Raw genomic sequence first — 25,189 nt, 5'->3', positions numbered from 1 at the left:
TATGAAACTAACCAAATTAGCAACATTTCTATTAGCTGCTATGGTTGCGTTAAGCCCGCTACAAACGGTTGCGGCACCCCAGACAAAAAAAGTGGCAACGGTCCAAAAAGTGCAGAAAAAAGTAGTTAAAAGTCCTAAAAAGAAAGCGGTGACTTCAACGAAAAAATCTGCAAAAAAAACAACCAATGAAACACAGAAACTGTATGGTGTTAAAGGAGCTACGCTTAGCCATGTAAAAGTTTCTAATAGTAAAAGTAGCTATAGAGAAAAAGGGGCAACACATAAAGTTATTGGTAAAGAAGCTTCTAAACAATATAGCCAAGTAGGTGTCGCCAGTTATTATGGCGGTATGTTCCATGGTCGCAAAACGGCAAATGGAGAGATTTTTAACAAAAATGCCTATACGGCAGCACATAAAACCTTGGCATTAGGTTCTTATGCCCTTGTAACGAACTTACGTAATGGTAAGAAGGTTATTGTACGTATTAACGATAGAGGTCCTTTTAGTAAAAACCGTATTATTGATTTATCAAAAGGTGCAGCTAAAGAGATTGGTATGATTCAGTCTGGTACAGCTCGGGTTAGAGTAGAAGCAATGCAAGTAGATAGCCAAGGTTATATTATTGGTAAAGGGGCTGAAGCACTTTACCATTTAGCTAAAAGAGAAGGCCTGAATTTAAAAGTAAAAAAGTCAGGTAATTCGTTGGCAATTAAAGCTGAGCCTGCGACAGTTGCAAATAAATCTAACGAGATATCAGCCGTTTCTCAGCCTAAATTTGCAGTGAAAGTATTGCAATTAAAAACGGAAAAAGAAGCCAAAAAAGTGGCAAATGCAGTTAAAGCAAAAAGCTATGTTGTGGCAAAAGGGAAAGGATTTGATGTTGTGTTTGATGTGACATCTGCTAGTGAGTCTGCAAAAGTAAAAAAACAGCTCAATCGTTTAGGTTATAGTGTGTTAAGTTATTCAGAAAAATAAAATAGGATTTTGATATGTTAAAAAATAAATTATGTAAAACAGCCCTTTGTTGTGCTATGGCGTTTTCAACCATAAATTTTGTTCACGCAGAAGATATTGATTATGGTATTCCTGCTCCACAGCTCAATGCTCAAACTTTTATTTTAATGGATTACAATTCTGGTGCTGTACTTGCAAGTCTTAATCCAGATCAGCGTCAATATCCTGCTAGCTTAACGAAAATGATGACGAGTTATGTCGTAGGCGATGCATTAAAATCAGGAAAAATTAAAAATAGTGATTTGGTTACTATTACAGAAAGTTCATGGGGACAAAAATTTCCTGGCTCATCAAAAATGTTTTTAAATTTGAACCAACAAGTTTCGGTTGAAGATTTAAATCGTGGCATTATTGTGGTGTCTGGGAATGATGCATCAGTGGCAATAGCAGAACATATTTCAGGTTCTCAGCAAGCCTTTATTGATACCATGAATAAGTATGTTCAACAATTTGGTTTGAAGAACACTCATTTTATGACAGTACATGGGCTTGATCACCCAGAACAATATTCATCTGCTCGAGATATGGCGATTATCGGCGCACATATCATTCGTGATTTACCTGAAGAGTACAAAATCTACGCTGAAAAAGAGTTTACGTTCAATAAAATCAAACAACCAAATCGCAACGGTTTATTATGGGATAAATCCATCAATGTGGATGGTTTAAAAACAGGTCATACCGATAAAGCAGGCTATAATTTAGTCGCATCTGCTTACAACAGCAATACTCGCTTGATTTCCGTTGTTATGGGTGTGGATACAATGAAAGGGCGTGAAGTAGAGAGTAAAAAATTACTCCAATGGGGCTTTGCTAACTTTGAAACCGTTAAGCCATTATCTGCGGGTCAACAAGTGTTGGAGCAGTCGGTGTATTATGGTGATGTAGGTAATGTGAAACTCGGTACATTGCAAGATAGCTATATTACTGTTCCTAAAGGTAAAACTGCTGAATTAAAAGCACGTTATACTTTAGATAAAAAGAATCTTGAAGCGCCTTTAGCAAAAGGACAATCTGTAGGCAAAGTGATTTACCAACTTAACGGCAAAGATGTGGCAACGGTCGATCTTCAAGTAATGCACGATGTTCAAGAAGCCAGCATTTTCGGCAAAGCGTGGGACTGGATTGTCCTGACGATCAAAGGGTTGTTTGACTGATTTATACCGTAATGCCTAGTACGCTACTGCGTACTAGGTTAAGCATAAGTGAGTAGCTCCGCTACTCTTACTCTACAGCTCTAGAGAAGCTGACTTATGACCAACCTAGTACGGCTATGCCGTGCTAGGATATTTCAAACAAGCGGTGCGATCTTGCAAAAATGTTGCAAAATCGCACCGCTCAATACATTTCATAAGGATACAAAATGACAGAAACAAAAAGCGTAAATTTAGCCGATATTCCACAACAAAAACTGAAAGATTTACTTGAATTTCCGTGTTCATTCACCTTTAAAGTGGTGGGCGCCGCCCGTGATGGCTTAATGGACGATGTAGTAAACGAAGTACAAAAAGTGGTTAAAGGCGACTATAATCCAAGTTTAAAAGAGAGTGGCAAAGGCACTTATCACTCTGTTTCCATTACCATTCAAGCCGAAAACATCGACCAAGTCGAAACCCTTTATGCTGATTTAGCGAAGATTCAGGGCGTGAGAATGGTGTTGTAATCTATGACCCAACTTATCATTCGCCAACTTGGTATTCAAGATTACCAAGAGATTTGGCACAAAATGCAGGATTTTACTGACAATCGCAATGAACAAACCCCTGATGAAATCTGGCTAGTTCAGCACCCGTCGGTATTTACGCAAGGCTCTGCAGGTAAGCCTGAACATCTACTCAATCCGACAAATATCCCTGTGGTACAGTCGGATCGGGGCGGTCAGATTACCTATCACGGCTTGGGGCAGCAGATTATGTATGTGCTGATTGACATCAAACGCCACAAAGCAAATGGTAACGATTTGAGCGTGAGAGATTTGGTGACTGCCCTTGAGCAATCGGTGGTAAAAACCTTGGCGGATTACGGCATTGATGCTTATCCCAAGCCTGATGCGCCGGGTGTTTATGTTGATGGCAAGAAAATCTGTTCGCTCGGCTTACGCATTCGTAAAGGCTGTTCGTTTCACGGTTTAGCCTTGAACATCAACATGGATCTTAGCCCGTTTCATAATATCAACCCGTGTGGCTATGCAGGGTTAGAAATGTGTCAATTAGCGGATTTTGTTGATAAGATTGAAGCCGATTGCGATAAAGTCTCGCCGAAATTGATCCATTACTTTAGCCAAATTCTCGGCTATAATAAGCAACAAATTATTAACAAATAGGATAATCTCGAATGGGTACACCTTTTAAAATGGAACGTGGCGTGAAGTATCGTGATGCCGCAAAAACGTCCATTATCCCTGTGAAAAATATCGATCCGAATCAAGAATTATTGAAAAAGCCTGAGTGGATGAAGATCAAACTGCCAGCCAACTCAGCCAAAATTGAAAGTATCAAAAACGGTATGCGTCGTCACGGCTTGCATTCTGTCTGTGAAGAAGCTTCTTGCCCAAACTTGCACGAATGTTTTAATCACGGCACGGCAACCTTTATGATTATGGGGGCAATCTGTACTCGTCGTTGTCCGTTTTGTGATGTGGCTCACGGTAAACCATTACCGCTCGATCAAGATGAACCGAAAAAACTCGCCGAAACCATTCAGGATATGAAACTGAAGTATGTGGTGATTACCTCGGTGGATAGAGACGATCTGCCTGATCGTGGGGCTGGGCATTTTGCAGAATGTGTCAAAGAGATCCGTGCGTTAAATCCGGGGATCAAAATCGAGATTTTAGTGCCTGATTTCCGTGGACGTATTGAACAAGCGATTGAAATCTTAAAAGAAAATCCGCCTGATGTGTTTAACCATAACCTTGAGAATGTGCCACGCCTGTACAAAGAAATTCGACCGGGTGCGGACTATGAATGGTCGCTCAAATTGCTCAAAGCGTTTAAAGAAGTGTTCCCCGATATTCCAACCAAATCGGGCATTATGGTCGGCTTAGGCGAAACTAACGACGAGATTTTAGAAGTGATGCAAGACTTGCGTGATCATGGGGTAACTATGCTCACTTTAGGGCAGTATCTACAACCAAGTCGCCACCACTTGCCTGTGGCTCGTTATGTTCACCCGACGGAATTTGATATGTTCCGTCAAAAAGCTAATGAAATGGGCTTTGAACACGCAGCCTGTGGACCTTTCGTTCGTTCATCTTACCATGCTGATTTACAAGCAAGCGGTGGGATTGTGAAATAGCTTGGTAATTTAGAAACAAAAATATGAGAGTTTTCTTCTTGCTCAGATTATTCTGATACGCGAATAAGAAAACTCTCATTTTTTATACGATTTATAAAGTAGCTTTTATATTTTATTAAGCCACAAATCCTACTTTCTTATACACTTCCGCTAAAGTTTCTTTCGCTTTGGCACGGGCTTTTTCAGCACCTTCACGATAGATTTTTTCAAGTAATGCTTCATCATTACGGAAATGGTGATAACGCTCTTGAAGTTGGCTTAACATCGCAGATACTTCTTCTGCCACCGCTCCTTTTAAATGCCCGTACATTTTGCCTTCAAATTCCGCTTCAAGTGCTGGGATTGTTTTACCTGTAACACTTGCCAAAATATCGAGTAAGTTTGACACGCCAGGTTTGTTTTGCACATCGTAGCGAACGACAGGTGGCTCATCGCCGTCGGTCATTGCACGTTTAATTTTCTTCTCAACCGATTTCGGATCTTCTAATAAGCCGATCACGTTATTGCGGTTGTCGTCTGATTTTGACATCTTTTTGGTCGGCTCTAATAACGACATAATTCTTGCCCCTGTTTTCGCAATAAAGACTTCAGGCACAGCAAAAATTGGTTCAATCACATTGCCTTCAGCATCTTTTTTACCGTATAACGCGTTGAAACGGTTAGCAATATCACGAGTGATTTCAAGGTGTTGTTTTTGGTCGTCACCCACAGGTACTTGGTTTGCTTGGTAAAGCAGAATATCTGCTGCCATTAACACAGGATAGGTAAATAAGCCGACATTCACATTATCTTCATGACGAGCAGATTTATCTTTAAATTGGGTCATACGTCCCATTTCGCCGAAGTAGGTGTAGCAGTTCAAAATCCACGCTAATTGGCTATGTTCAGGGACGTGGGATTGAATGAAGATCGTACTTTTTTCAGGATCGATACCGCAAGCAAGGTAAATGGCTAAGGTATCTAACGTCGCTTTGCGTAACGCTTCAGGATCTTGACGCACGGTGATCGCATGCAGATCAACAATGCAGAATAAACATTCATATTCATCTTGCATTTTAACCCAGTTGCGTAACGCCCCGAGATAGTTTCCTAAACTTAATTCACCTGAAGGCTGTACGCCACTAAAAACAATCGGTTTTGACATAATCTTTTCTCTTTAATAAATAATGACAAGCGGTGCGATTTTGGCAGAATTTTGCAAAAAATGCCAAGTATTCGACCGCTTGTAAGAGATTTATTTTGTAAATTTGATATTTAATGTTCGCTTTTGCACCTTAAACGTGTTCTAATGCGTCTCAAGCTAATTGCGATTTACCTAAGTTCGTTATTTATTGCACTTCCTGTTCTACAAGTTTTAAATTTGTTCTTGAAAGTTCTACCAATATCTACCTTAATTAAGTTCTAGCCCTTAGCGTTACCGCTTGTTTCAAGCACACAAATTTAAATTTCTTAAGAAGGAAGACACTATGTCTAAATTAAACGGTTCAGTAAAATGGTTCAACTCTGATAAAGGTTTCGGCTTCATCACCCCTGAAAACGGCGGTAAAGATGTGTTCGTACACTTTTCAGGTATCGCAAGCGAAGGTTTTCGTTCATTAAAAGAAGGCGACCGTGTTGAATTTAACATTCAAGATTCACAACGTGGTCCTGCTGCAGTAGATGTTGTTGTGGTTCGCTAATTAGCACCATAAACTGAATTGAAGCGCCGAGATACAATGTCTCGGCGTTTTTTATTGCGTAAAATTTTCCTTTTTGAAGATTTTTTTATCTTTTCCCCTTGAAGAGTTCAATTTTATCCCTATTTATTGTTCCGTCTGAGCGGGAACGTAGCACAACTTCCCGTTTCTTTTTTGAAAAATGTGTTGAGTTACCCTTGAAATGTGGCGAAAAAGCACAATCTTGTAGCTAACTTGAACAAATTAACCAAATTTATATTAGAGGAATCAAATTATGGGAAAAATCATTGGTATTGACTTAGGTACAACCAACTCTTGTGTAGCAGTAATGGATGGCGACAAACCACGTGTGATTGAAAACGCAGAGGGTGCAAGAACAACTCCGTCAATCATTGCTTATACTGATAAAGAAACATTAGTGGGGCAACCAGCGAAACGTCAAGCGATCACCAACCCGAAAAACACGTTATTTGCAATCAAACGTTTAATCGGTCGCCGTTTTACTGACTCTGAAGTTCAACGTGATATTGAAATTATGCCGTTTGAAATCACCAAAGCGGACAACGGCGATGCGTGGGTATCGGTTAAAGGCGAAAAAATGGCTCCGCCACAAATCTCTGCTGAAGTATTGAAAAAAATGAAGAAAACAGCGGAAGATTTCTTAGGTGAGCCAGTAACTGAAGCGGTAATTACCGTGCCAGCATACTTCAATGACGCACAACGTCAAGCAACCAAAGACGCAGGTCGTATCGCAGGTTTAGAAGTTAAACGTATCATCAACGAACCAACAGCAGCGGCGTTAGCTTACGGTTTAGACTCTAAAAAAGAGAATCAAATCGTTGCAGTTTACGACTTAGGGGGCGGTACATTCGACTTGTCAATCATTGAGATCGACAACTTAGACGGCGAGCAAACCTTTGAAGTGCGTGCAACTAACGGCGATACGCACTTAGGTGGTGAAGACTTCGACAACCGTTTAATCAACTACCTTGTTGAAGAGTTCCAAAAAGAGCAAGGTGTGGATTTACGCAACGACTCTATGGCAATGCAACGTGTGAAAGAAGCGGCAGAAAAAGCAAAAATCGAACTTTCATCTGCTCAATCAACAGAAGTGAACTTGCCATACATTACGGCAGACGCAACAGGTCCAAAACACTTAGTGCTAACCGTAACTCGAGCGAAATTAGAAGCATTAGTGGAAGATTTAGTAAACCGTTCATTAGAGCCAGTCAAAGTGGCATTAGCAGACGCAGGTTTAAGTGTGTCTGAAATCAACGATGTGATTTTAGTCGGCGGTCAAACCCGTATGCCATTAGTACAGAAGAAAGTGGCGGACTTCTTCGGCAAAGAGCCACGTAAAGACGTGAACCCAGATGAAGCGGTGGCAATTGGTGCTGCGGTACAAGGCGGTGTGTTGGCAGGTGATGTGACAGACGTATTATTGTTAGACGTAACACCATTATCATTAGGTATCGAAACAATGGGCGGCGTGATGACAACCTTAATTGAGAAAAATACCACGATCCCAACCAAAAAATCGCAAGTGTTCTCAACAGCGGAAGATAACCAAAGTGCTGTAACCATTCACGTGTTACAAGGTGAACGTAAACGTGCAAGCGATAACAAATCGCTCGGTCAGTTCAACCTTGAAGGGATCAACCCAGCACCACGTGGTATGCCACAAATCGAAGTCACATTCGACATTGATGCAAACGGTATTATCCACGTTTCTGCGAAAGATAAGAACACAGGTAAAGAGCAACAAATTAAGATCCAAGCGTCTTCAGGCTTAAGTGATGCGGAAATCGAGCAAATGGTGCGTGATGCGGAAGCGAATGCCGAAGCAGACCGCAAATTTGAAGAGTTAGTCCAAACTCGCAACCAAGCTGATGCGATTGCTCACTCAACTCGCAAGCAAATCACTGAAGCAGGCGACAAGTTAAGTGCAGATGACAAAGCGAAGATCGAAGCAGCCGTTGCAGACTTAGAAAAAGCCGCGAAAGGTGAAGATAAAGCGGACATTGAAGCGAAAATCGAAGCCTTAGTAAAAGCGTCTGAGCCGTTAATCCAAGCAGGTCAAGCACAGGCTCAAGCAGGTCAGCAACAAGCACAACAAAGCCAAAAAGATGACGGCGTAGTAGATGCTGAGTTTGAAGAAGTGAAGGATAATAAATAATGGATATGGCTCATTTGAAATTCCTAGTAGAGAATAATGCTAATTTAGTTCTTTCTTATGATGAGAAGAATTATCAGAAATTAAGCAAATTGGCTGAGTTTTGTTATGAGAGAGGGGTGACTCTAACTCTAAAAGTGAGTGTTAATGATTTTAAAAAATCTCCGAGTAACATTAAAAGCCATTTAGCAGATATTGCATCAAAAGGTCATAAATTTGTTACCATTGATATTTCTGAATAGATAAAGGGGGCGTGGCAACACGCCCTTTTGGTATATTTATCTATCGACAATGCTCTCTACCTAGCACGGCATAGCCGTACTAGGTTACGCATAGTTCAGCCTCGCTGGGGCTGTAAAAGAAGAGCTGCAGAGCAGCTCACTCAGCCGAAGGCTGATCGTAACCACGTACGGCTTGCCGTGCGTGGATGAAGCTTACAAGCGGTCAAATTTCCGTAAAATTTTACAAACAAAATACTATGGCAAAAAAAGATTACTACGAAGTCCTAGGTTTACAAAAAGGGGCGAGTGAGCAAGAGATCAAACGTGCCTATAAACGTTTGGCGGCAAAACATCACCCCGATAAAAACCAAGGCAGTAAAGACGCAGAAGAAAAATTTAAAGAGATCAAAGAAGCCTACGAAGTGTTAGGCGACAGCGAAAAACGGGCGATGTACGATCAGTACGGTCATCAAGCCTTTGAGCAAGGGGGCGGTGCTGGTGGCTTCGGCGGATTTGGCGGTGGCGGTTTCGGTGGATTTGAAGATATTTTCAGCGAAATGTTCGGCGGTGGATTTGGCGGAGGCGGTCGCCGTCAGCGTGTGGTGCGTGGCGATGATTTACGCTACGACTTAGAAATCACCCTTGAAGAAGCCGTGAAAGGCGTGAAAAAAGACATTCGTATTCGTACACTAGTACAATGTGATACTTGTCACGGTTCAGGTGCGGAAGCGGGTAGTAAAGTTGAAACCTGTCCGCACTGCCACGGTTCAGGGCGAATTCGCCGTCAGCAAGGCTTCTTTATGACCGAAACCGTCTGCCCAAGCTGTCACGGTACAGGTAAGAAAATCGAAAAACCGTGTAAATCGTGCCACGGCGATGGACGTGTGGAGAAAACCAAAAACCTCTCCGTCACCATTCCGGCAGGCGTGGATACGGGCAACCAACTTCGTTTATCCGGCGAAGGCGCAGCAGGCGAAAACGGCGCACCGGCAGGGGATTTATATGTAGTTATTCACGTGAAAGATCATGATATTTTCGTGCGTGATGGTTCAAATCTCTACTGTGAAGTGCCAATCAGCTTCACTATGGCGGCACTTGGTGGCGAAATTGAAGTGCCGACTTTAGACGGACGAGTGAAACTCAAAGTCCCAGCCGAAACGCAAACGGGCAAGCTATTCCGCGTGCGTGGCAAAGGCGTTGCTAGTGCGAGAGGCGGATATGCGGGTGATTTAATCTGCAAAGTGATTATCGAAACCCCAGTTTCGCTAAATGAAGAGCAGAAAGAGTTATTACGCAAACTGGAAGAAAGTTTAGAAGGTAAAGGGCAACATCGTCCGAAACATGAAGGCTTCTTCCAAGGTGTGAAAAATTTCTTTGATAATTTAGGGAAATAAAGTGAATAAAAATAGCCTAGTTTAGTACTAGGCTATTTTTTAGAAATATAAACGATAGTTTTATAGGGGGAATAATATTGGTACCAAAAAGACTGATAGCAACATAACTAAAATCGTAAATGGTAATCCGACTTTCACAAAATCCATAAAACTGTAGCCACCTGGTGCAAGAACCATGGTATTTACTGGCGATGAGACTGGTGTAATAAATGCAGCGGATGAAGCAATTGCCACAATCATGGCAAAAGGTGCAGCCGAGAAATTGAGTTGATGGGCAATTGCAATTGCAATAGGCATAACTAAAATCGCTGTTGCTGTATTTGAAATAAACGCGCCTATGATGGCAGTAAATACAAAGAGAACGATCAACACAAAGTGAATCCCCAATCCTTGCATAATCTCGGTGAGCATTTTTACAACAATATCAATCCCGCCCGTTTTTTGTAACGCGATTGAAAATGGCATCATTCCTACAATTAAAACAATACTTGGCCAGTGAATAGATTCGTAAGCACTTTTCATATCAACACAGCGGAATTTTCCTAACATCAAACAGGCAATGAGTGCAGCAATGACATTTGGTACAAGCCCTGTGATCATTAAGAAAACCATCGTAACAATAGAAAAGATCGCATGAGGCGCTTGGCTTATCGCGGGGGCAACACGCTTACTTTCTTCTGGTGCATTAAGTAAAAAGAAATCTCGGTTCGCTTTGTCCATTTTGAGTAAGTTATTCCACACCCCCATGACAAGCAACGTATCCCCAAATCGTAATGGCGTATGAATAATATCTCCATCAAGAATTTCGCCATCACGTTTGAGACCAACCACACTTAGCCCATAAGTTGAACGGAATTTCAATTCACTAATACTTTTTCCAATACTGCCCGTTTCTGGCATGATAGAAAACTCAGCCATACCAACCGATTTAGCATGTTCAGAAAAATAATCGCCTTTTAATTCAACACTTTTTAACCCAAACTCTTCGCAACGTTGTGCAAATGTTTCGGCATCAATACTAATATCCATAAGAAGAATATCTTTTTCTTGCAATGTTGCTGTTCCATAGGCTGCAATAGAAAGCACTCTAAAACGTTTTACACGCTGAATAGCAACAATATTTAGTCCATATTCGCTACGTAAATTGAGTTCATTGATTGTTTTACCAATTAAGAAAGAATTAGATGTAATCACTGCCATTTTGGCTCGACCAGAGAGATGGTATTCTTCAATAAATTGGTACATCGAAGAACTTTTCTTATTTTCTGTATTGATATTTTCACCATTATCAAGCCAATTCCGAGCAAAAAGCATGTAGATAATGCCTAATGCTAGCACCGCTACACCAATCGGTGTAAAACTAAAAAAGCCAAAGCCTTCATGTCCAGCTTTAACGAGTTCAGAATGAGCAACAAGATTTGGCGGAGTTGCAATTAATGTCATCATGCCACTAATTAATCCCGCAACACTCAAGGGCATCATCAGCCGTTTAGGTGAAATGCCCATGCCAGAACAAATTGCCAATACGACGGGAATAAAGATTGCCACAATCCCTGTTGAACTCATAAAAGCGCCAAGGCCTGCAATAGAGAGCATTAATAAGACGAGAACACGAACCTCACTCGCACCAGCAACACGCATCAGCCATTCACTCACTTGGTAAGCAATACCTGTTCTAACCAAGCCTTCACCCACAATAAAGAGTAAGGCAATCAGCACGACATTCGGATCACTCAAACCAGCGAATACTTCATTTACCGTTAAAATACCTGTTAAGCTAAAAAAGGCAATTACAAGTAATGCCACAATATCCATACGCAATTTATTTTGAATAAATTGCCAAATAGAAAAAACAAGTAACGTGAGTACCCAAAAAAGTGGATGAAACAGGAAATCAGGGAGAAAAGAATTTAAGAATTGCATAACCAGACTCGGGTGAGTGAATCAATGAATTGATTATACTGATTTTAGGAAAAATCGCAGTGTCTTTAATCAATTTTAGCTAAAAAACAATCACTATTTTGTCGATGATTATGTATATCTGCTAAAGCTTTAAGTGCTGAATTTTTCCTTCAGTAACCCACATTGCCTGTTTACATCGTTTAAACATCGGTAGGTCCGTTAAACTATCAGAATAGCCGATTTCAAATTGAATAGGTGGCTGGATACGTTTATCAAGCATCTTTACTTTATTCTCTGCAAGGCAACGTTCTTTCAACAAAATTGCCCCATAACGATGTTCCAAACTTGAGCCAATCAAATGCACATTCGGCAGTTGCAGTAAATCCGCATAGAAATGTGAAATCAACTCAACGGGGCTACCTGAAATAATCCAAATCTGATCTTGAGCAGTAAGATGTTGTTGCAACGCCTGTTGAACTTGTGGCAATGGGGTAAGGGTGAATTGCTGTTTAAAATCCGTGAAATAGTGTTCCATTTTAACTTTAGAGCAGCCAACGCTAATCATAAAGTTGAGAAGGTTTAAACTCCATTTTTCTGTTGGGAAAAACTTATAAACAATTAATACAAGCGGGTAGATAGGCAGAAAAATTAGCACATTGAGTGGTCGCTTTTTCAACAAATATCGAATAAAGGCAAATTCAATATCCTCTTTATGTAGCGTGCCGTCGAGATCGAAAAAGATGTGTTTCATAGGAGATTTTCCCTAGGGTAGCAAGCTACCCTAGGTTAAGCAAAGCTATCCCTTTGGGGTAGCGGTGAAAATAAACCTGCATTCTGAAGGAATGCTTTGATACTTAACCGTGGGTTTTACCCACGGTAACAGAAGCAAAATTACTCTTCAATCGAGCGCAATAAATCGTTAATACCCACTTTACCACGGGTTTTTTCGTCTACTTTTTTCACGATGACCGCACAGTAAAGGTTGTATTTGCCATCTTTTGACGGAAGGCTACCAGATACCACCACAGAGCCAGCCGGTACACGTCCGTAGTGAATTTCTCCTGTTTCACGGTCATAAATTTTGGTCGATTGACCGATAAATACACCCATTGAGATCACACAGCCGTCTTCAACAATCACGCCTTCCACGATTTCAGAACGCGCACCAATAAAGCAGTTGTCGCCGATAATGGTTGGGTTAGCTTGTAACGGCTCTAATACGCCACCGATACCCACTCCGCCTGATAAATGTACGTTTTTACCGATTTGTGCACAAGAACCAACCGTTACCCAAGTATCAACCATCGTGCCTTCGCCAACATAAGCACCGATATTAACAAATGACGGCATTAACACCACGTTTTTCTCAATGTGTGAACCTTGACGTACCACTGCGCCTGGTACAGCACGGATACCGTCTGCTTTGAATTGTTCTTCAGTATATTTACCGTATTTGGTTGGCACTTTGTCGTAGTATTTGGTTTCTGCGCCGTCAATAATTTCGTTGTCGTTGATACGGAATGAGAGTAAAACTGCTTTTTTCACCCATTGATTCACGACCCATTCGCCGTCTACTTTTTCCGCTACACGTAATGAACCGTTATCTAAGCCTTTGATCACTTCTTCAACAGCTGCACGAGTTTCTGCATCAACAGTTTTTGGGGTAATTTCAGCACGACGCTCAAACGCCGCTTCAATAATTGCTTGTAAAGACATTTGCATTTCCTTCTTGTGAATAAAATTAAAATCGGCGGACTTTTTAACATATAAGCGGGGGGATTGCTACTAAATTCACAAAAATATCTTCGTAGATTTTGATGGGTGTTGTTCAATATTCAGAAGTATGAAACAATCAACTATTTTAATAATAGGTTCAAGCAATATTTGATAAAATGGTTATACGGTTATTCAAAACAATCTGCCTGATCTGTATGGTTTATGCATTAGGTGCTTGTAGCTCTGCTCCTTCAGTTCAGCAATTACCTATACAATCTACTGAAAATCTTTTATTTAAAGTTGAGCAGCAATCTCCAAAATCTGAAGCAAGTTTACTTGCTATTCAGTTTACCCCACACCAATGGCGCTGGGTTCAAACTGATCCGCTTGGTGCGCCGATTGCTCGTCTTATTTTGGAAAAGAATGGATGGAAAAACGATGGATTTGTCATGCCAAATCAACAAGCTCAGCATCTTTATTCCGCTTTAGCAACAGCACTCAACCCAACACAACCTTTGTTTGATTTTAGCGGAATTGAGCAAACAACAAGCGGTCAGATTTATCAAATAAATGGCAAAGAAGTATGGCGTATCTTACAGCAAAAAAATCAATTTCAGATTACACTTGCTGATGGTAGCCGATGGCACATTGAATTATTAGAATAGTAGAGGACAGTGTGAGTAGTTTCTTTTTAACACAACCTGCCATAGTCAGTAGCTTAGGTGAAGGCATTGAGACACATTTAGCCCAACTTTTAACAGGGGCAGACTCCCCATTGCTGCAATCTGATAAAGTATTTCGTGAACATCAAATTCAAGGTAAAAAAGGTGTTTTTGGTGAATGTAATATGCCTTTACGCCCTTTTCATGATGATCTCGATAAAGTACACCATAGCCGTAATAATCAACTTCTTTGGCATGCTCTTGCTCAAATTGAGCCACAAATTTATGCAACGATAAAACGGTTTGGCAAACAGCGTATTGCGGTTGTGATCGGAACATCAACAACAGGTGTGGACGAAAATATCCCTGTGTTTAAACAAGGCGCATTGCATAACGATTGGTCAGGGGCAGAGTTTTATCAACAGCAACAAATTTTTTCTGCACCTGCTGATTTTGTTGCAGAAGTCTATGGTTTAGAAGGTTTAACTTACGGTATTTCAACCGCTTGTACTTCAGGGGCGAGAGCGTTAATCAGTGCGGCTCGTTTACTAAAAAATAATCTGTGTGATGCAGTGATCTGTGGTGGTGTAGATACGCTTTCACCTTTAACTGTCAGTGGTTTCGGTTCACTTTCTGTGTTATCAGAACAACGTACAAATCCATTCTCGGCTAACCGTAATGGCATTAATATTGGTGAAGGTGCAGCGGTATTTATCATGAGTAAGGAACCGCTTGATGAACATCGTATTCAACTATTTGGCTACGGATCAAGCAGTGATGCTTACCATATGTCTTCGCCACATCCCGAAGGCGAAGGGGCTATTTCAGCATTCCAAAATGCGTTGAACTTGGCACAAATTTTTGCAGATAAGATAGGTTGGATTAACCTGCACGGTACAGGGACGATACATAACGATCAAATGGAAAGCCTTGCAGTTGCAAAAATTTTTGGAAATCAGACCGCTTGTACGACGACAAAACCTTATACGGGGCATACACTGGGCGCCGCTGGTGCCGTTGAAGCGGCGATTTTATGGGCGGTAATTAGCCGTCAATATAACACAAAAGGTAAATTACCTCCGCAACTTTGGGATAAACAACGTGATGAATCTCTACCACCGATTTTAATCACGGATGAACAGAGTTATTGGCTAGAAGGTCAGCGAATTGGCGCAAGTAGCTCTTTTGCCTTTGGTGGTAATAATGCGGTATTAATTTTAGGAGAAACTGATGGCTAGTTTAGTTTGTCCGATTGAGCAAGTGGCTCCGCTTTTACCGCACAGTGGAGAAATGGTACTACTTGATTGCATTACGGATTTTGGTGATGATTTTTTGATTGCCGAAATGGAAGTAAGAGCAAATAACCCTTTGATCAAACATGGAAAATTAGCAACCTTTGCAGGTATTGAGATTATGGCACAAGGTGTAGCTGCGTGGTCAGGGTGTTTGGCTGTACTGGCTGATGAACCTATTCGTTTGGGATATTTACTTGGTACGAGAAAATTACATATTCATACAGATGAAATTCCTGTAGGAAGTCGGTTGCAAATTAAAATTAAAATGTCGATTCAAGATAGCACAGGCTTCGGTGTGTTCGATAGTCAGCTGATTGATCTTGCTACAGGCAAGGTAATTTTAGAAGGGGCGTTAAATGTATTTAGCCCGAAGGAGAAACAACAATGACAAATACGGTATTAATCACAGGTTCAAGCCGTGGTATCGGCAAAGCGATTGCCTTAACTCTTGCTCAGCAAGGCTATAATATTGTCGTCCATTGTCGTAGCCGTATTGAAGAGGCTGAAGAAGTTGCACAAGCGGTTAGAAAGCTTGGACAAAATGCAAGGGTGTTACAGTTTGATGTAAGCCAACGTGAGCAAGCAAAAGCGATTCTTGAAGCGGATATAGAAGCTAATGGCGCATATTATGGTGTGGTGCTAAATGCGGGACTGACGCGCGATAATGCATTCCCGGCATTAACTGATGAAGATTGGGATGTGGTATTACGCACCAATTTAGATGGTTTCTATAATGTGTTACACCCAATTATGATGCCGATGATTCGTCGTCGTAAAGCAGGTAGAGTTGTCTGTATCACATCCGTATCAGGTTTAATTGGCAATCGTGGACAAGTGAATTATAGTGCTTCAAAAGCAGGTATTATTGGCGCTGCAAAAGCCCTTGCCATTGAACTAGCAAAACGTAAGATCACGGTAAACTGCGTTGCTCCAGGGCTTATTGATACCGATATTTTAGATGAAAATGTGCCAATTGATGAGATTCTCAAAATGATCCCTGCTCAACGTATGGGAAATCCAGAAGAAGTGGCTCACGCTGTCCAGTTTTTAATGGACGAGAAGGCTGGCTATATCACCCGCCAAGTGATTGCAGTGAATGGCGGACTTTGTTAGGAATAAAACTATGCAAACAAAACGTGTTGTGGTAACAGGTATTGGCGGTATTACCGCATTTGGAAACAGCTGGGCGGAAATTAAGGCTGCCTTTCAACGCAAACAAAATGCCGTGCAAGCAAAAACAGATTGGGTGGAACGTTATCCTGAATTGGAAGCGCGTTTAGGGGCGGAAATTCCTGATTATCAACCGCCAAAACATTGGAACCGTAAACAGCTCCGTAGTCTTGGAAGAGTGTCGCAACTTGCTGTCGATGCCAGTGAAAGAGCTTTAGCCAATGCAGGTTTGCTTGATGAAAATGGCGTGATTTTAAACTATCTCAAAGATGGACGAATGGGCGTGGCGTGCGGATCTTCCACAGGCTCCACCAACGACATTAAAGATGCCGCTGAGCTGTTGATGACCGGCAAATCCGACGGTTTTAACGCCAATACCTATGTGCGAATGATGCCCCACACCACAGCGGCGAATATCGGCATTTTTTTCGGCTTAACCGGGCGAATTATCCCTACTTCCAGTGCTTGTTCATCGGGATCGCAAGGGATCGGCTATGCCTATGAAGCCATTAAATACGGAATGATCCCAATGATGTTAGCCGGCGGCAGCGAAGAATTTTGTCCGTCGGAAGTTTATGTGTTCGACAGCCTGTATGCCGCAAGTCGCAACAACGACAACCCAAAACAAACGCCACGCCCTTACGAGCAAAACCGTGATGGCTTGGTCATCGGCGAGGGAGCAGGCATTTTTGTATTGGAAGAGTTGGAACACGCTTTGGCTCGTGGAGCCAATATCATTGCAGAAGTGGTGGGCTACGGTGCAAACAGCGACGGCAGCCACGTTACTCGCCCACAAAAAGAGACAATGCAACGCTGTATGGAATTAGCTCTTAAAGATGCTCAACTTTCGCCGACGCAAATCGGTTATGTAAACGGTCACGGCACGGCAACGGAACAGGGCGATATTGCCGAAACCCTTGCCACAGAAGCTGTCTTTGGCAAAATTCCGTTGAGTTCGCAAAAAAGCTATCTCGGCCACACACTCGGTGCGTGCGGTGCGTTGGAAAGTTGGTTCAGCATTGAAATGATGCGAGACGGCTGGTTCGCCCCAACGCTCAACCTTGAAACCGTGGACGAACGCTGCGGCAAATTGGACTATATTCAAGGCGATGGACGAGAAATTCAAACAGATTACGTTATGAACAATAATTTCGCCTTTGGCGGCGTAAATACGTCGTTGATTTTCAAACGCTGGACAGGAAAATAATGAAAAAACTCTCCTTGTTTCTTATTCACAAACAGGGCAATTGACACGCCTTGTGGAAAGTTTTATTTCGCTCCTGCAAACCAGCATCTTTTACTTTAAACTACTACTGATTTCGGTACTTTATTCATTACCTAAGTAACCGATTTTAATTAGCTTCATGAATACTAAATGGATAATATACTGGACAAGAGAGCTTTGGCGGGTAGTTCAGAAAAGCAATATGTTTGGTTATAATGTAAATTTCATGTAAACTAAAATAGTCTTGCATTCTGTTTTTAGTCATGCGATTTTCGATGGTATAAATTGAGTAATTAAACCACTATTAGTTATAGTATAAATACTTCTGACTCGGATCACCGGGCTTTAAAAATTATTGAAAATGAATAATAAAATTTGTGAATTTTCTTTCAATCTTACTGCTTGGAACATTGTTTGTAATAAAGTACTAACAGAAGAAGATTGGAAATTAGACGAAGACCATTGGCAACAAAATAGTGAAGATTGGGAAGATTTTTCACCTAAACTTGCTTTTCTTTCTCCACTTAAACGTCGTCGCTTGAGTGATTCAGCTCGTCTGTTTTTTGAAGCAGCTTGGGAATTAACCGCGCAAGACGAAAACTTGCCTGTTGTTTATGCGTCCTCTAATAGTGAGATCAACCGTAGCTTTGCCTTATGGCAAACATTGTTGCAAGAAGGTGATGTGTCGCCAACCTCTTTTAGTCTCTCAGTCCATAATGCGTTGGTCGGTCAATGGTCGGAAATGCGTCAAGTTAAAACGGAAACGACAGCAATTACAGCACGAAAAGATAATTTAGAAACAGCGCTATTGGAAGCAAATTTGCTCTTAAATGATAGCTATGACAAAGTCTTGGTGGTTGTTTGTGAGTCGCCACTTTATGCAGAATATAATGCACAGCCAGTACAACGTCAGCCGTTTGCTTATGCGCTTGCCATGATTGTGGAAAAAGGCGAACAATATCATTTAAGTTTGCATTCACAAGCGGTGAGAAAGGAAGAATTTTTTGCAAATAATATGGATAACGCTTTACATTGGGTGAAACAACAACACCTTGCTCAATCGCAATGGCAAACGCCAAGTAGTCGAGAGGGATATTGGCAATGGCAGAAAAATTAGATTGGATTAGACGTTTTTTCGGGACATTATTCGGCTTTGTGCTGTTTGGTGTCGTCGGTGTATTATTTAAAATTGTGCTTTATCGCTATGCTAAAAATTACCCTAACAATGATTTGGCAACACAAATGAAAGGGCGAGAAATTGTCGGAAAAACGTGGCGATTTTTCGTGAATTATCTGAAATGGGCGGGGATCTTAGAAGTAAAGTATCACGGTTTTGAACGTTTAGGACGACCTGGGCAGTTGGTCTTAGCTAATCATCCATCATTACTCGATGTTGTGTTAATTTTTAGCCAAGAATCTCGTTTTAACTGCATTGTAAAAAAAGATTTGTTAGAAAACCCGTCGATGAGTAGCCCGATTCGGGCTTGTGGCTTTATTCCAAATACAGAATCGGAAGAACTACTAGAACAGAGCCATGAAATTTTACAGCATCAAGCACTATTGCTTTTCCCTGAAGGTACCCGAACGGATTGGGATGGTACTGTAAAATTACATCGTGGCGCAGTATCAATAGGCTTACGTAGTGCCAAGGTGATTACACCGATTGTGATTAAAATGAACCCATTAAATTTCAAAAAGGGACAACCTTGGTATAAAATCCCAAATCGTAAAATTTGCTATGAATTAACGGTAGGAGAAGATATTGATCCGCAACGGTGGCTAGCCGAAAAGCCATTACCGATCGCTTCTCGTCGTTTAAATGATTATTTAGAAAACTACTTTAATACTTATTCAAAGGACTAAAAATGGAACTCGAACAACAACTTAAACAATTGATTATTGATAGCCTTGCTCTTGAAGATATTGCCATTGAAGATATTGAAACAGATGCACCACTTTTCGGTGATGATGGTCTAGGGTTAGATTCTGTTGATGCGTTAGAATTGGGGTTAGCGGTACAAAAAACCTTTGGTTTGAAGTTAGATAGTGAACAACAAAACTTGCGTGAACATTTTGAAAGTGTCGCAACATTGGCAAGTTTTATCCGTGTACAAAAAGGCTAAGGAGTAAGCAATGACTGAACAAGAAATTCAAAAAGTTCTTACAGAAGCATTAGTATCTCTGTTTGAAGTTGAGAAAGAAAAAATTACCTTAGAAACCAATCTTTATGAAGATCTAGAAATTGATAGTATTGATGCGATTGATTTGATTGATTACATTAAACGTCAAACAGGTTATAAGCTTCAAGCAGAAGATTTCCGTAATGTTCGTACTGTTAGCGATGTGATTGAAGCAGTAAAAAAAATCAGTACCAATTAATTGAATAAGAATAGATGGGCAAACATTATTTTGCCCATTGCCCTAAAATAAAGGCAATATTCTCTCTACCCATTTATGAAAAATTGTTACTTACCTGAAAGTGCCGTTGCACATTTTCCAACTTGGACTTACTCAGATTTTGAGCAGAGAGCTTTACAAATTTCTGCTTATTTACAACAACAAGGCACTAAAGCGATTGCTGTTTGGTTAGAAGATGGAGCTAATTTGGCTTGTACACTGCTTGCCTGTTGGCATGCCAATGTGAAAGTATTGTTTCCACTGAATGATACGCCTGAAAGTGTTGAATGGGCGCATCAATATGCAGATTTTTGGCTAGTAGACAGCGAGAATCCAAATCCTGCATATCAGCTTTTTTCTCAGTTAGCCCTTGATTTCCCCCTACAAAAAATTGACCGAAACCGACCGCTTGTTGATCTCCATAATCAAACAGAGCTGTGGTTCAACGCATCAGATAGTACAGGAGAAACGAACATCATTGTTAAGACTGCTGAAGAGATGTGGCTAAGTGCCGAAGTATTGGCAAATGAATTGTCTTTCCCTGCAAGCAATGAGATTACGGCTATTAGTAGTGTTAGCATTCAGCATCTTTATGGCTTAACGGTTCATATTATGATGTCGTTGATTCAAGGTTGGGTAATCGGACGTAAGCAACTCCTTTCCCCTGAATGTATTATGGCAGAAAGCCAGAAATCAACGAAAATAGTATTAGTCAGTAGCCCTGCCATGTTGAGTTGTATGGATTGGCAAAGCATATCTTTACCGAAAGTCGCAGGTATTATTTCATCGGGTAGTGCATTAGATCCAGATATATCCTACACAATTTACCAGCAGGCTGATGCCGTTGAAATTTATCCAAATGGTTTTGAGCTATTAGGGCGAATTGACCGTATTGTTAAAATTGGCGACAAACGTACGTCTTTAGTGAGCGTTGAGCAAGCATTGGTAAAACACGAATGGATCGATGATTGCTATATCGGCAAACACCCTGAACAGCAACGCTTAGCCGCTTGGGTAGGGGTAAACTCGTTAGGGATTCAAGCTTTTCGGGATCAAGGTCGAAAATATGTGGTGGAGCAATTAAAATCGCATTTAGCACAAAGCCAAGAAAAAACAGCAATTCCACGCTTTTGGCGATTTACCGATAAATTGCCACGCAACAGTCAATCGAAAATCAGCCGTTTGGAATTTGATAAAATTTGTGTGACTGAGGTTCTCGATCCAATTTGGTCATCTCGTGAAATCCAAGAGAATTTGCAAATTTTGCGTGGAAAAGTACCGCTTGATCTGCACTTTTTTAAAGGGCACTTTGCGAATTTCCCATTAGTGCCAGGCGTTATTGAACTGCAATGGACGCAAGACCAAATCACGCACTTTTTTGGCAAAGAGAAAGCGATTTTGCGCATTGATAATCTTAAATACCAAAAATTTCTCCGCCCGAATGACGAATTTGAGCTGATTTTAAAATGGGAAGCTACAAAAAACCGAATGGGCTTTCAGTTAAAAACTGACGGAGAAATGTGCGGTAGCGGATTGTTTATATTTCATGATGAATAGTTTACGGCTTATTACCAACGTTCTACTTACAGGGGTAAGTGTGGCTTACCCGCTTATTTGGTTATTTGCGGAACAACATGAGCGATCTATCTTATTTGTTTTACCCTATCTTATGGCATTACTTTGGGGGATAAAAGCATTGCAAGCGGTCGGTTCTCAACGTTTTTTTGCAATAACGATGACATTGATTTTAGCAACGGTCGGCATTACCCGCTCCATTGACACAATGTATTGGTATCCTGTAGTGATTAGCTTAATGATGTTAGTTCTGTTTGGTGGTAGTCTATTGAGCGAGCAATCGCTCATTGAACGTTTAGCCCGTTTGCAACATCCAAACTTACCGTCACAAGCCATCATTTATACCCGCAAGGTAACGCAGATATGGTGTCTTTTTTTTATTGTGAATATATCAATAACAGTCAGCTTTATTCTATTGGAAAAGTTTGATTACTGGGCAATCTACACAGGCGTGATTTCTTATATATTGATAGGATTATTGATGGTAGGTGAATGGCTTGTACGCCAAAGGGTAATGAAAAAGGTATAGGGATAATTATTATGGAAAATCTACAATTTATATCTCAAACAAACTCCTTTTCCCAAAAACTCCAACAAGACAACATCCAAGCGGTTGCTTTATGGTTGGAAGATGCAAATCAATTTGCTTGTGTATTGTTGTCTTGCCTAAATGCAAAAGTACGGGTGTTATTACCGCCTAACTTATTGCCTGAAAATTTGCAATGGGTCAAAGAGAATGCTGATCTTTTTATCACCGCTGAAACGTTATCAACATTAATCGACAGTCACAATTTGCAAAAAATTGAGGAAATCTTACCGCTTGTAGATAAACAAAATTCGACAGAAATTTGGCTGAAAACATCGGGCAGTAGCGGTGAAGCAAAAATTATCAAAAAGACTGCTTGCCAAATGTGGCAAGAAGCCAAAGCTTTAAGCTTTGTGTTGCCCTTTGAACGTGGTACGGATATTCATTTAATCGGCAGTGTCAGCGTTCAACATATGTACGGCTTAACGTTCCGAATTTTTCTTCCCTTAGAAATGAACTGGACGCTTGGCAATACGCAACTGCAATACCCTGAATACTTAATCGCAGAAAGTCGTCATCATCGCTGTATTTGGGTCAGTAGCCCTGCGCTGTTATCTCACCTTAATTTAGCCAATGAAGAACTAAAACAGAGCAAGATTGAAGGGATTATTTCATCGGGTGGCAGTCTGCCTGCCCCTGTTGGAAAAGCATTGCGACAAACTCTAACCTGCCCTGTGGTAGAAATTTATGGCAGTACTGAAACAGGCGTGATTGCTCGCCGTCTTGATGAATCATTATGGCTCCCCATGCCTAATAGTCAGATTGGACTTAATGAGCAAGGGGCATTATGGGTAGAGTCGCCTTGGATCACCAGCCGTGAGCAGACCGCTGATGCCGTTGAAATTTGCGAACAAGGTTTTAGCCTTTTGGGGCGAATTGATCGCATTGTAAAATTGGGCGATAAGCGGGTTTCCCTAGTCAGTATTGAGCAACAGTTATTAACACACCATTGGGTGAGCGATTGCTATATTGCGTTACATATTCAGCAACCACGTCCGTTGGCTTGGGTTGCTTTGTCGGATGAGGGCTTAAATCAGCTTAAACAACAAGGGCGAAAAGCGATCATTCAGCAATTAAAACAGACATTAATGGCAAACCAAGAGAAATTTGCTTTGCCACGTTTTTGGCGTTTTTGTGATAAATTACCCCGTAATAGTCAGTCCAAGATTAGCCGAGCAGATTTTGAAAAGATCTGCCTTCATGCTGAAGATGAGGTGCGTTAATGCAAGCAGAATTTAAGCCCGTGGTCATGATCCCACATTACAACCATTCCAACACCATTAAAAATGTAGTCAAGCAGATTTTATCTCATCAATTACCTGTGTTAATTGTTGATGATGGTTCTACAGCAGAACATCATACTATTTTGCATCAACTTGCTGAGAAAGAGCGAGTATCTGTCGTGTTCTGTCACGAAAATGGCGGGAAAGGGGCTGCAGTAAAAGTCGGTTTTAAACAAGCCTTTGAGCAAGGCTATTCACATATGGTACAAGTGGATGCGGATGGACAACACCAACTCTCTGATGTGCTGAAAATGGTGGAGTTAGCAAAACAAAACCCAGAAGCAATGATCTGTGGTAAGCCTATCTATAGTGATGATGCCCCTAAAGCTCGTTTATATGGACGGAAAATCACGAATTTTTGGATTGCAATCAATACACTTTCTCTTGATATTCCTGATGGTATGTGTGGTTTTCGGCTATATCCGTTAATTTCAACACTCCCTATTATACAACAGGATCACATTGGGGATCGTATGGATTTTGATGTGGAAATTTTAGTGCGTTGTCACTGGCGGAAAATTCCGATGATTTGGATTGATACCCCTGTGAAGTATGAACAAGGAGGCATTTCTCATTTTCGTGGCTGGGCAGATAATTGGCTTATCAGCAAAATGCACACTCGTCTCTTTTTCGGTATGCTCGGACGTATATTCACAGGAAAAAGCGTATGAGTAAACAGCACTGGGCAAAACAAAATGAGCGAGGAAATCGCTTCTTTTTAGCTCTCACTCGCTTAATCGTCAAGCATTTTCCCCTTGGTGGCATTCGCTTTGTGACATTTTGGGTGGTGTTTTACTTTTTTCTTACCTCTAAAAAGATGCGTGGTTATATTCAGCGTTATCAAGAGCATTTACAAGCGGTATTCCCTGAAACTGTATTGCCACGCTATGCTGTCTTTCAGCAATTCTTAGCATTTGGTGAAGCCATCACAGATCGTTTTGCAGTATGGCAGCGCAAAATTCGTTATTCAGATTTGATTGTCGATGATGCAGATAACCTTTATGCAGATATGGATAATCCGACAGGGCGTGGGCAGATTTTAGTCTGCTCGCATTTTGGTAACATTGAAATTTGCCGGGCTTTAGTCGGTAGCGGTCACCACCCTAACTTTCACTTAAATGTACTGGTACATAATCGTCATGCTGAAGAGTTCAATAAAGCTTTAGTTGAAGCTGGGGCTGATGAGTTGTCGCTTATTCAAGTAGAAGATTTAGATGCACAAAAAATGTTGGAATTAGCCGAACGAATTGAACGTGGTGAGTGGATTGCTATTGCAGCAGACCGAATCCCAATTCGAGGAGATAAAACACAAGCGGTTGAATTTTTAGGAAAATTTGCAAATTTCCCCCAAGGTGCTTGGTTACTCGCTTCTCTACTAAAAGCCCCAATTAATACCGTATTTTGCATAAAAGAGCAGGGAAAATACCGCTTGCAACTTCGTCGTTTCTCTATTGGAATTCAAGGTAGGGGAAAAATCCGTGAACAGAATATTCAAGATGCTATGCAAAAATATGCGGATTTACTTGCAAAAGAGTGTGCAAGAAATCCATTATTGTGGTTTAATTTTTATAATTTTTGGGATGAATAGTTCTAAATTATTTC

27 protein-coding genes are annotated in these 25,189 nt (G+C 41.0%); 23 read left to right on the top strand and 4 right to left on the bottom strand.

All coding sequences use genetic code 11. The features are described from left to right. The first annotated feature begins 1 nt into the window (after position 1). From C5N92_RS11415 to lipA, 5 genes are all read left to right on the top strand, one after another. Complete coding sequence (locus tag C5N92_RS11415; RefSeq protein ID WP_111749977.1) at positions 2-976, top strand: septal ring lytic transglycosylase RlpA family protein; 975 nt, start codon at positions 2-4, stop codon at positions 974-976. 56 nt (positions 977-1,032) lie between these two features. Then, positions 1,033-2,172: a serine hydrolase gene (locus C5N92_RS06155; protein ID WP_238138461.1), complete on the top strand. Its 1,140-nt coding sequence runs from the start codon at positions 1,033-1,035 to the stop codon at positions 2,170-2,172. A gap of 206 nt (positions 2,173-2,378) precedes the next feature. Further along, positions 2,379-2,678, top strand: coding sequence for a DUF493 family protein YbeD (gene ybeD, locus C5N92_RS06150; RefSeq protein WP_111749975.1), 300 nt, complete (start codon positions 2,379-2,381; stop codon positions 2,676-2,678). Between the two features lie 3 nt (positions 2,679-2,681). After that, positions 2,682-3,338, top strand: a complete 657-nt coding sequence (gene lipB / locus C5N92_RS06145; protein ID WP_111749974.1) for a lipoyl(octanoyl) transferase LipB — start codon at positions 2,682-2,684, stop codon at positions 3,336-3,338. Positions 3,339-3,349: 11 nt separating this feature from the next. Beyond that, positions 3,350-4,312 carry a lipoyl synthase gene (lipA, locus tag C5N92_RS06140; RefSeq protein WP_111749973.1) on the top strand — a complete coding sequence of 321 codons (963 nt, stop codon included), beginning with the start codon at positions 3,350-3,352 and terminating at the stop codon, positions 4,310-4,312. 115 nt (positions 4,313-4,427) lie between these two features. Here the strand turns inward: lipA and trpS are convergent, their stop codons facing one another. Next, complete coding sequence (gene trpS / locus C5N92_RS06135) at positions 4,428-5,456, bottom strand: tryptophan--tRNA ligase (RefSeq protein WP_111749972.1); 1,029 nt, start codon at positions 5,454-5,456, stop codon at positions 4,428-4,430. Between the two features lie 322 nt (positions 5,457-5,778). On the opposite strand from trpS, the gene cspE reads away from it, so the two are divergent. From cspE to dnaJ, 4 genes are all read left to right on the top strand, one after another. Beyond that, positions 5,779-5,991 (top strand): transcription antiterminator/RNA stability regulator CspE, encoded by a 213-nt coding sequence (cspE, locus tag C5N92_RS06130; protein WP_111749971.1) that lies wholly within the window; start codon positions 5,779-5,781, stop codon positions 5,989-5,991. Between the two features lie 271 nt (positions 5,992-6,262). Then, positions 6,263-8,164 (top strand): molecular chaperone DnaK, encoded by a 1,902-nt coding sequence (dnaK, locus tag C5N92_RS06125; RefSeq protein WP_111749970.1) that lies wholly within the window; start codon positions 6,263-6,265, stop codon positions 8,162-8,164. Next, positions 8,164-8,403, top strand: a complete 240-nt coding sequence (locus C5N92_RS06120) for a hypothetical protein (protein WP_111749969.1) — start codon at positions 8,164-8,166, stop codon at positions 8,401-8,403. Before dnaK ends, C5N92_RS06120 begins: the two co-directional genes overlap by 1 nt. Positions 8,404-8,639: 236 nt before the next feature. Beyond that, complete coding sequence (dnaJ, locus tag C5N92_RS06115; RefSeq protein ID WP_111750086.1) at positions 8,640-9,776, top strand: molecular chaperone DnaJ; 1,137 nt, start codon at positions 8,640-8,642, stop codon at positions 9,774-9,776. A 60-nt stretch (positions 9,777-9,836) separates the two neighbouring features. On the opposite strand, the gene C5N92_RS06110 is transcribed toward dnaJ, so the two are convergent. From C5N92_RS06110 to dapD, 3 genes are all read right to left on the bottom strand, one after another. Beyond that, a complete protein-coding gene (locus C5N92_RS06110) occupies positions 9,837-11,699 on the bottom strand; it encodes an SLC13 family permease (protein ID WP_111749968.1) in 1,863 nt (620 codons plus the stop codon). Positions 11,700-11,820: 121 nt separating this feature from the next. Further along, positions 11,821-12,429 carry a haloacid dehalogenase-like hydrolase gene (locus C5N92_RS06105; protein WP_111749967.1) on the bottom strand — a complete coding sequence of 203 codons (609 nt, stop codon included), beginning with the start codon at positions 12,427-12,429 and terminating at the stop codon, positions 11,821-11,823. A 140-nt stretch (positions 12,430-12,569) separates the two neighbouring features. After that, the gene (dapD, locus tag C5N92_RS06100) at positions 12,570-13,394 is read right to left on the bottom strand and encodes a 2,3,4,5-tetrahydropyridine-2,6-dicarboxylate N-succinyltransferase (protein WP_111749966.1); all 825 of its coding nucleotides are present in this window, start codon (positions 13,392-13,394) and stop codon (positions 12,570-12,572) included. 176 nt (positions 13,395-13,570) lie between these two features. Here dapD and C5N92_RS06095 point away from each other — a divergent pair, with 176 nt between their 5' ends. The 14 genes from C5N92_RS06095 (at position 13,571) to C5N92_RS06030 (ending at position 25,175) form a co-directional block, all read left to right on the top strand. Next, the gene (locus tag C5N92_RS06095) at positions 13,571-14,059 is read left to right on the top strand and encodes a hypothetical protein (protein ID WP_245898298.1); all 489 of its coding nucleotides are present in this window, start codon (positions 13,571-13,573) and stop codon (positions 14,057-14,059) included. 11 nt (positions 14,060-14,070) lie between these two features. Then, positions 14,071-15,294: a beta-ketoacyl-ACP synthase gene (locus C5N92_RS06090; RefSeq protein WP_111749964.1), complete on the top strand. Its 1,224-nt coding sequence runs from the start codon at positions 14,071-14,073 to the stop codon at positions 15,292-15,294. Next, on the top strand, positions 15,287-15,739 hold the full coding sequence (locus C5N92_RS06085; RefSeq protein WP_111749963.1) for a hotdog family protein: 453 nt from the start codon (positions 15,287-15,289) through the stop codon (positions 15,737-15,739). The genes C5N92_RS06090 and C5N92_RS06085 overlap by 8 nt, the downstream gene beginning before the upstream one ends. Continuing rightward, complete coding sequence (gene fabG / locus C5N92_RS06080) at positions 15,736-16,464, top strand: 3-oxoacyl-ACP reductase FabG (RefSeq protein ID WP_111749962.1); 729 nt, start codon at positions 15,736-15,738, stop codon at positions 16,462-16,464. The genes C5N92_RS06085 and fabG overlap by 4 nt, the downstream gene beginning before the upstream one ends. Before the next feature lie 10 nt (positions 16,465-16,474). Then, a complete protein-coding gene (locus C5N92_RS06075) occupies positions 16,475-17,728 on the top strand; it encodes a beta-ketoacyl-ACP synthase (RefSeq protein ID WP_111749961.1) in 1,254 nt (417 codons plus the stop codon). A gap of 379 nt (positions 17,729-18,107) precedes the next feature. Beyond that, positions 18,108-18,863, top strand: coding sequence for a beta-ketoacyl synthase chain length factor (locus C5N92_RS06070; RefSeq protein WP_111749960.1), 756 nt, complete (start codon positions 18,108-18,110; stop codon positions 18,861-18,863). Continuing rightward, positions 18,848-19,609 carry a lysophospholipid acyltransferase family protein gene (locus tag C5N92_RS06065; RefSeq protein WP_111749959.1) on the top strand — a complete coding sequence of 254 codons (762 nt, stop codon included), beginning with the start codon at positions 18,848-18,850 and terminating at the stop codon, positions 19,607-19,609. Before C5N92_RS06070 ends, C5N92_RS06065 begins: the two co-directional genes overlap by 16 nt. Positions 19,610-19,611: 2 nt before the next feature. Then, positions 19,612-19,869 (top strand): phosphopantetheine-binding protein, encoded by a 258-nt coding sequence (locus C5N92_RS06060; protein ID WP_111749958.1) that lies wholly within the window; start codon positions 19,612-19,614, stop codon positions 19,867-19,869. A 10-nt stretch (positions 19,870-19,879) separates the two neighbouring features. Beyond that, positions 19,880-20,125: an acyl carrier protein gene (locus C5N92_RS06055; RefSeq protein ID WP_111749957.1), complete on the top strand. Its 246-nt coding sequence runs from the start codon at positions 19,880-19,882 to the stop codon at positions 20,123-20,125. A 75-nt stretch (positions 20,126-20,200) separates the two neighbouring features. Next, positions 20,201-21,700 carry an ApeI family dehydratase gene (locus tag C5N92_RS06050; RefSeq protein ID WP_111749956.1) on the top strand — a complete coding sequence of 500 codons (1,500 nt, stop codon included), beginning with the start codon at positions 20,201-20,203 and terminating at the stop codon, positions 21,698-21,700. Continuing rightward, the gene (locus C5N92_RS06045) at positions 21,693-22,247 is read left to right on the top strand and encodes a COG4648 family protein (RefSeq protein ID WP_111749955.1); all 555 of its coding nucleotides are present in this window, start codon (positions 21,693-21,695) and stop codon (positions 22,245-22,247) included. The genes C5N92_RS06050 and C5N92_RS06045 overlap by 8 nt, the downstream gene beginning before the upstream one ends. 11 nt (positions 22,248-22,258) lie before the next feature. After that, entirely contained in the window at positions 22,259-23,527 is a 1,269-nt protein-coding gene (locus C5N92_RS06040; RefSeq protein ID WP_111749954.1) for an AMP-binding protein, read from the top strand. After that, on the top strand, positions 23,527-24,258 hold the full coding sequence (locus tag C5N92_RS06035) for a glycosyltransferase family 2 protein (RefSeq protein ID WP_111749953.1): 732 nt from the start codon (positions 23,527-23,529) through the stop codon (positions 24,256-24,258). The genes C5N92_RS06040 and C5N92_RS06035 overlap by 1 nt, the downstream gene beginning before the upstream one ends. Beyond that, entirely contained in the window at positions 24,255-25,175 is a 921-nt protein-coding gene (locus C5N92_RS06030) for a lysophospholipid acyltransferase family protein (RefSeq protein WP_111749952.1), read from the top strand. Before C5N92_RS06035 ends, C5N92_RS06030 begins: the two co-directional genes overlap by 4 nt. Positions 25,176-25,189: the final 14 nt, after the last annotated feature.

The organism is Glaesserella australis (assembly GCF_003260095.1).
GTDB lineage: Bacteria > Pseudomonadota > Gammaproteobacteria > Enterobacterales > Pasteurellaceae > Glaesserella > Glaesserella australis.
This window is presented reverse-complemented; position numbering and strand designations above follow the sequence as displayed.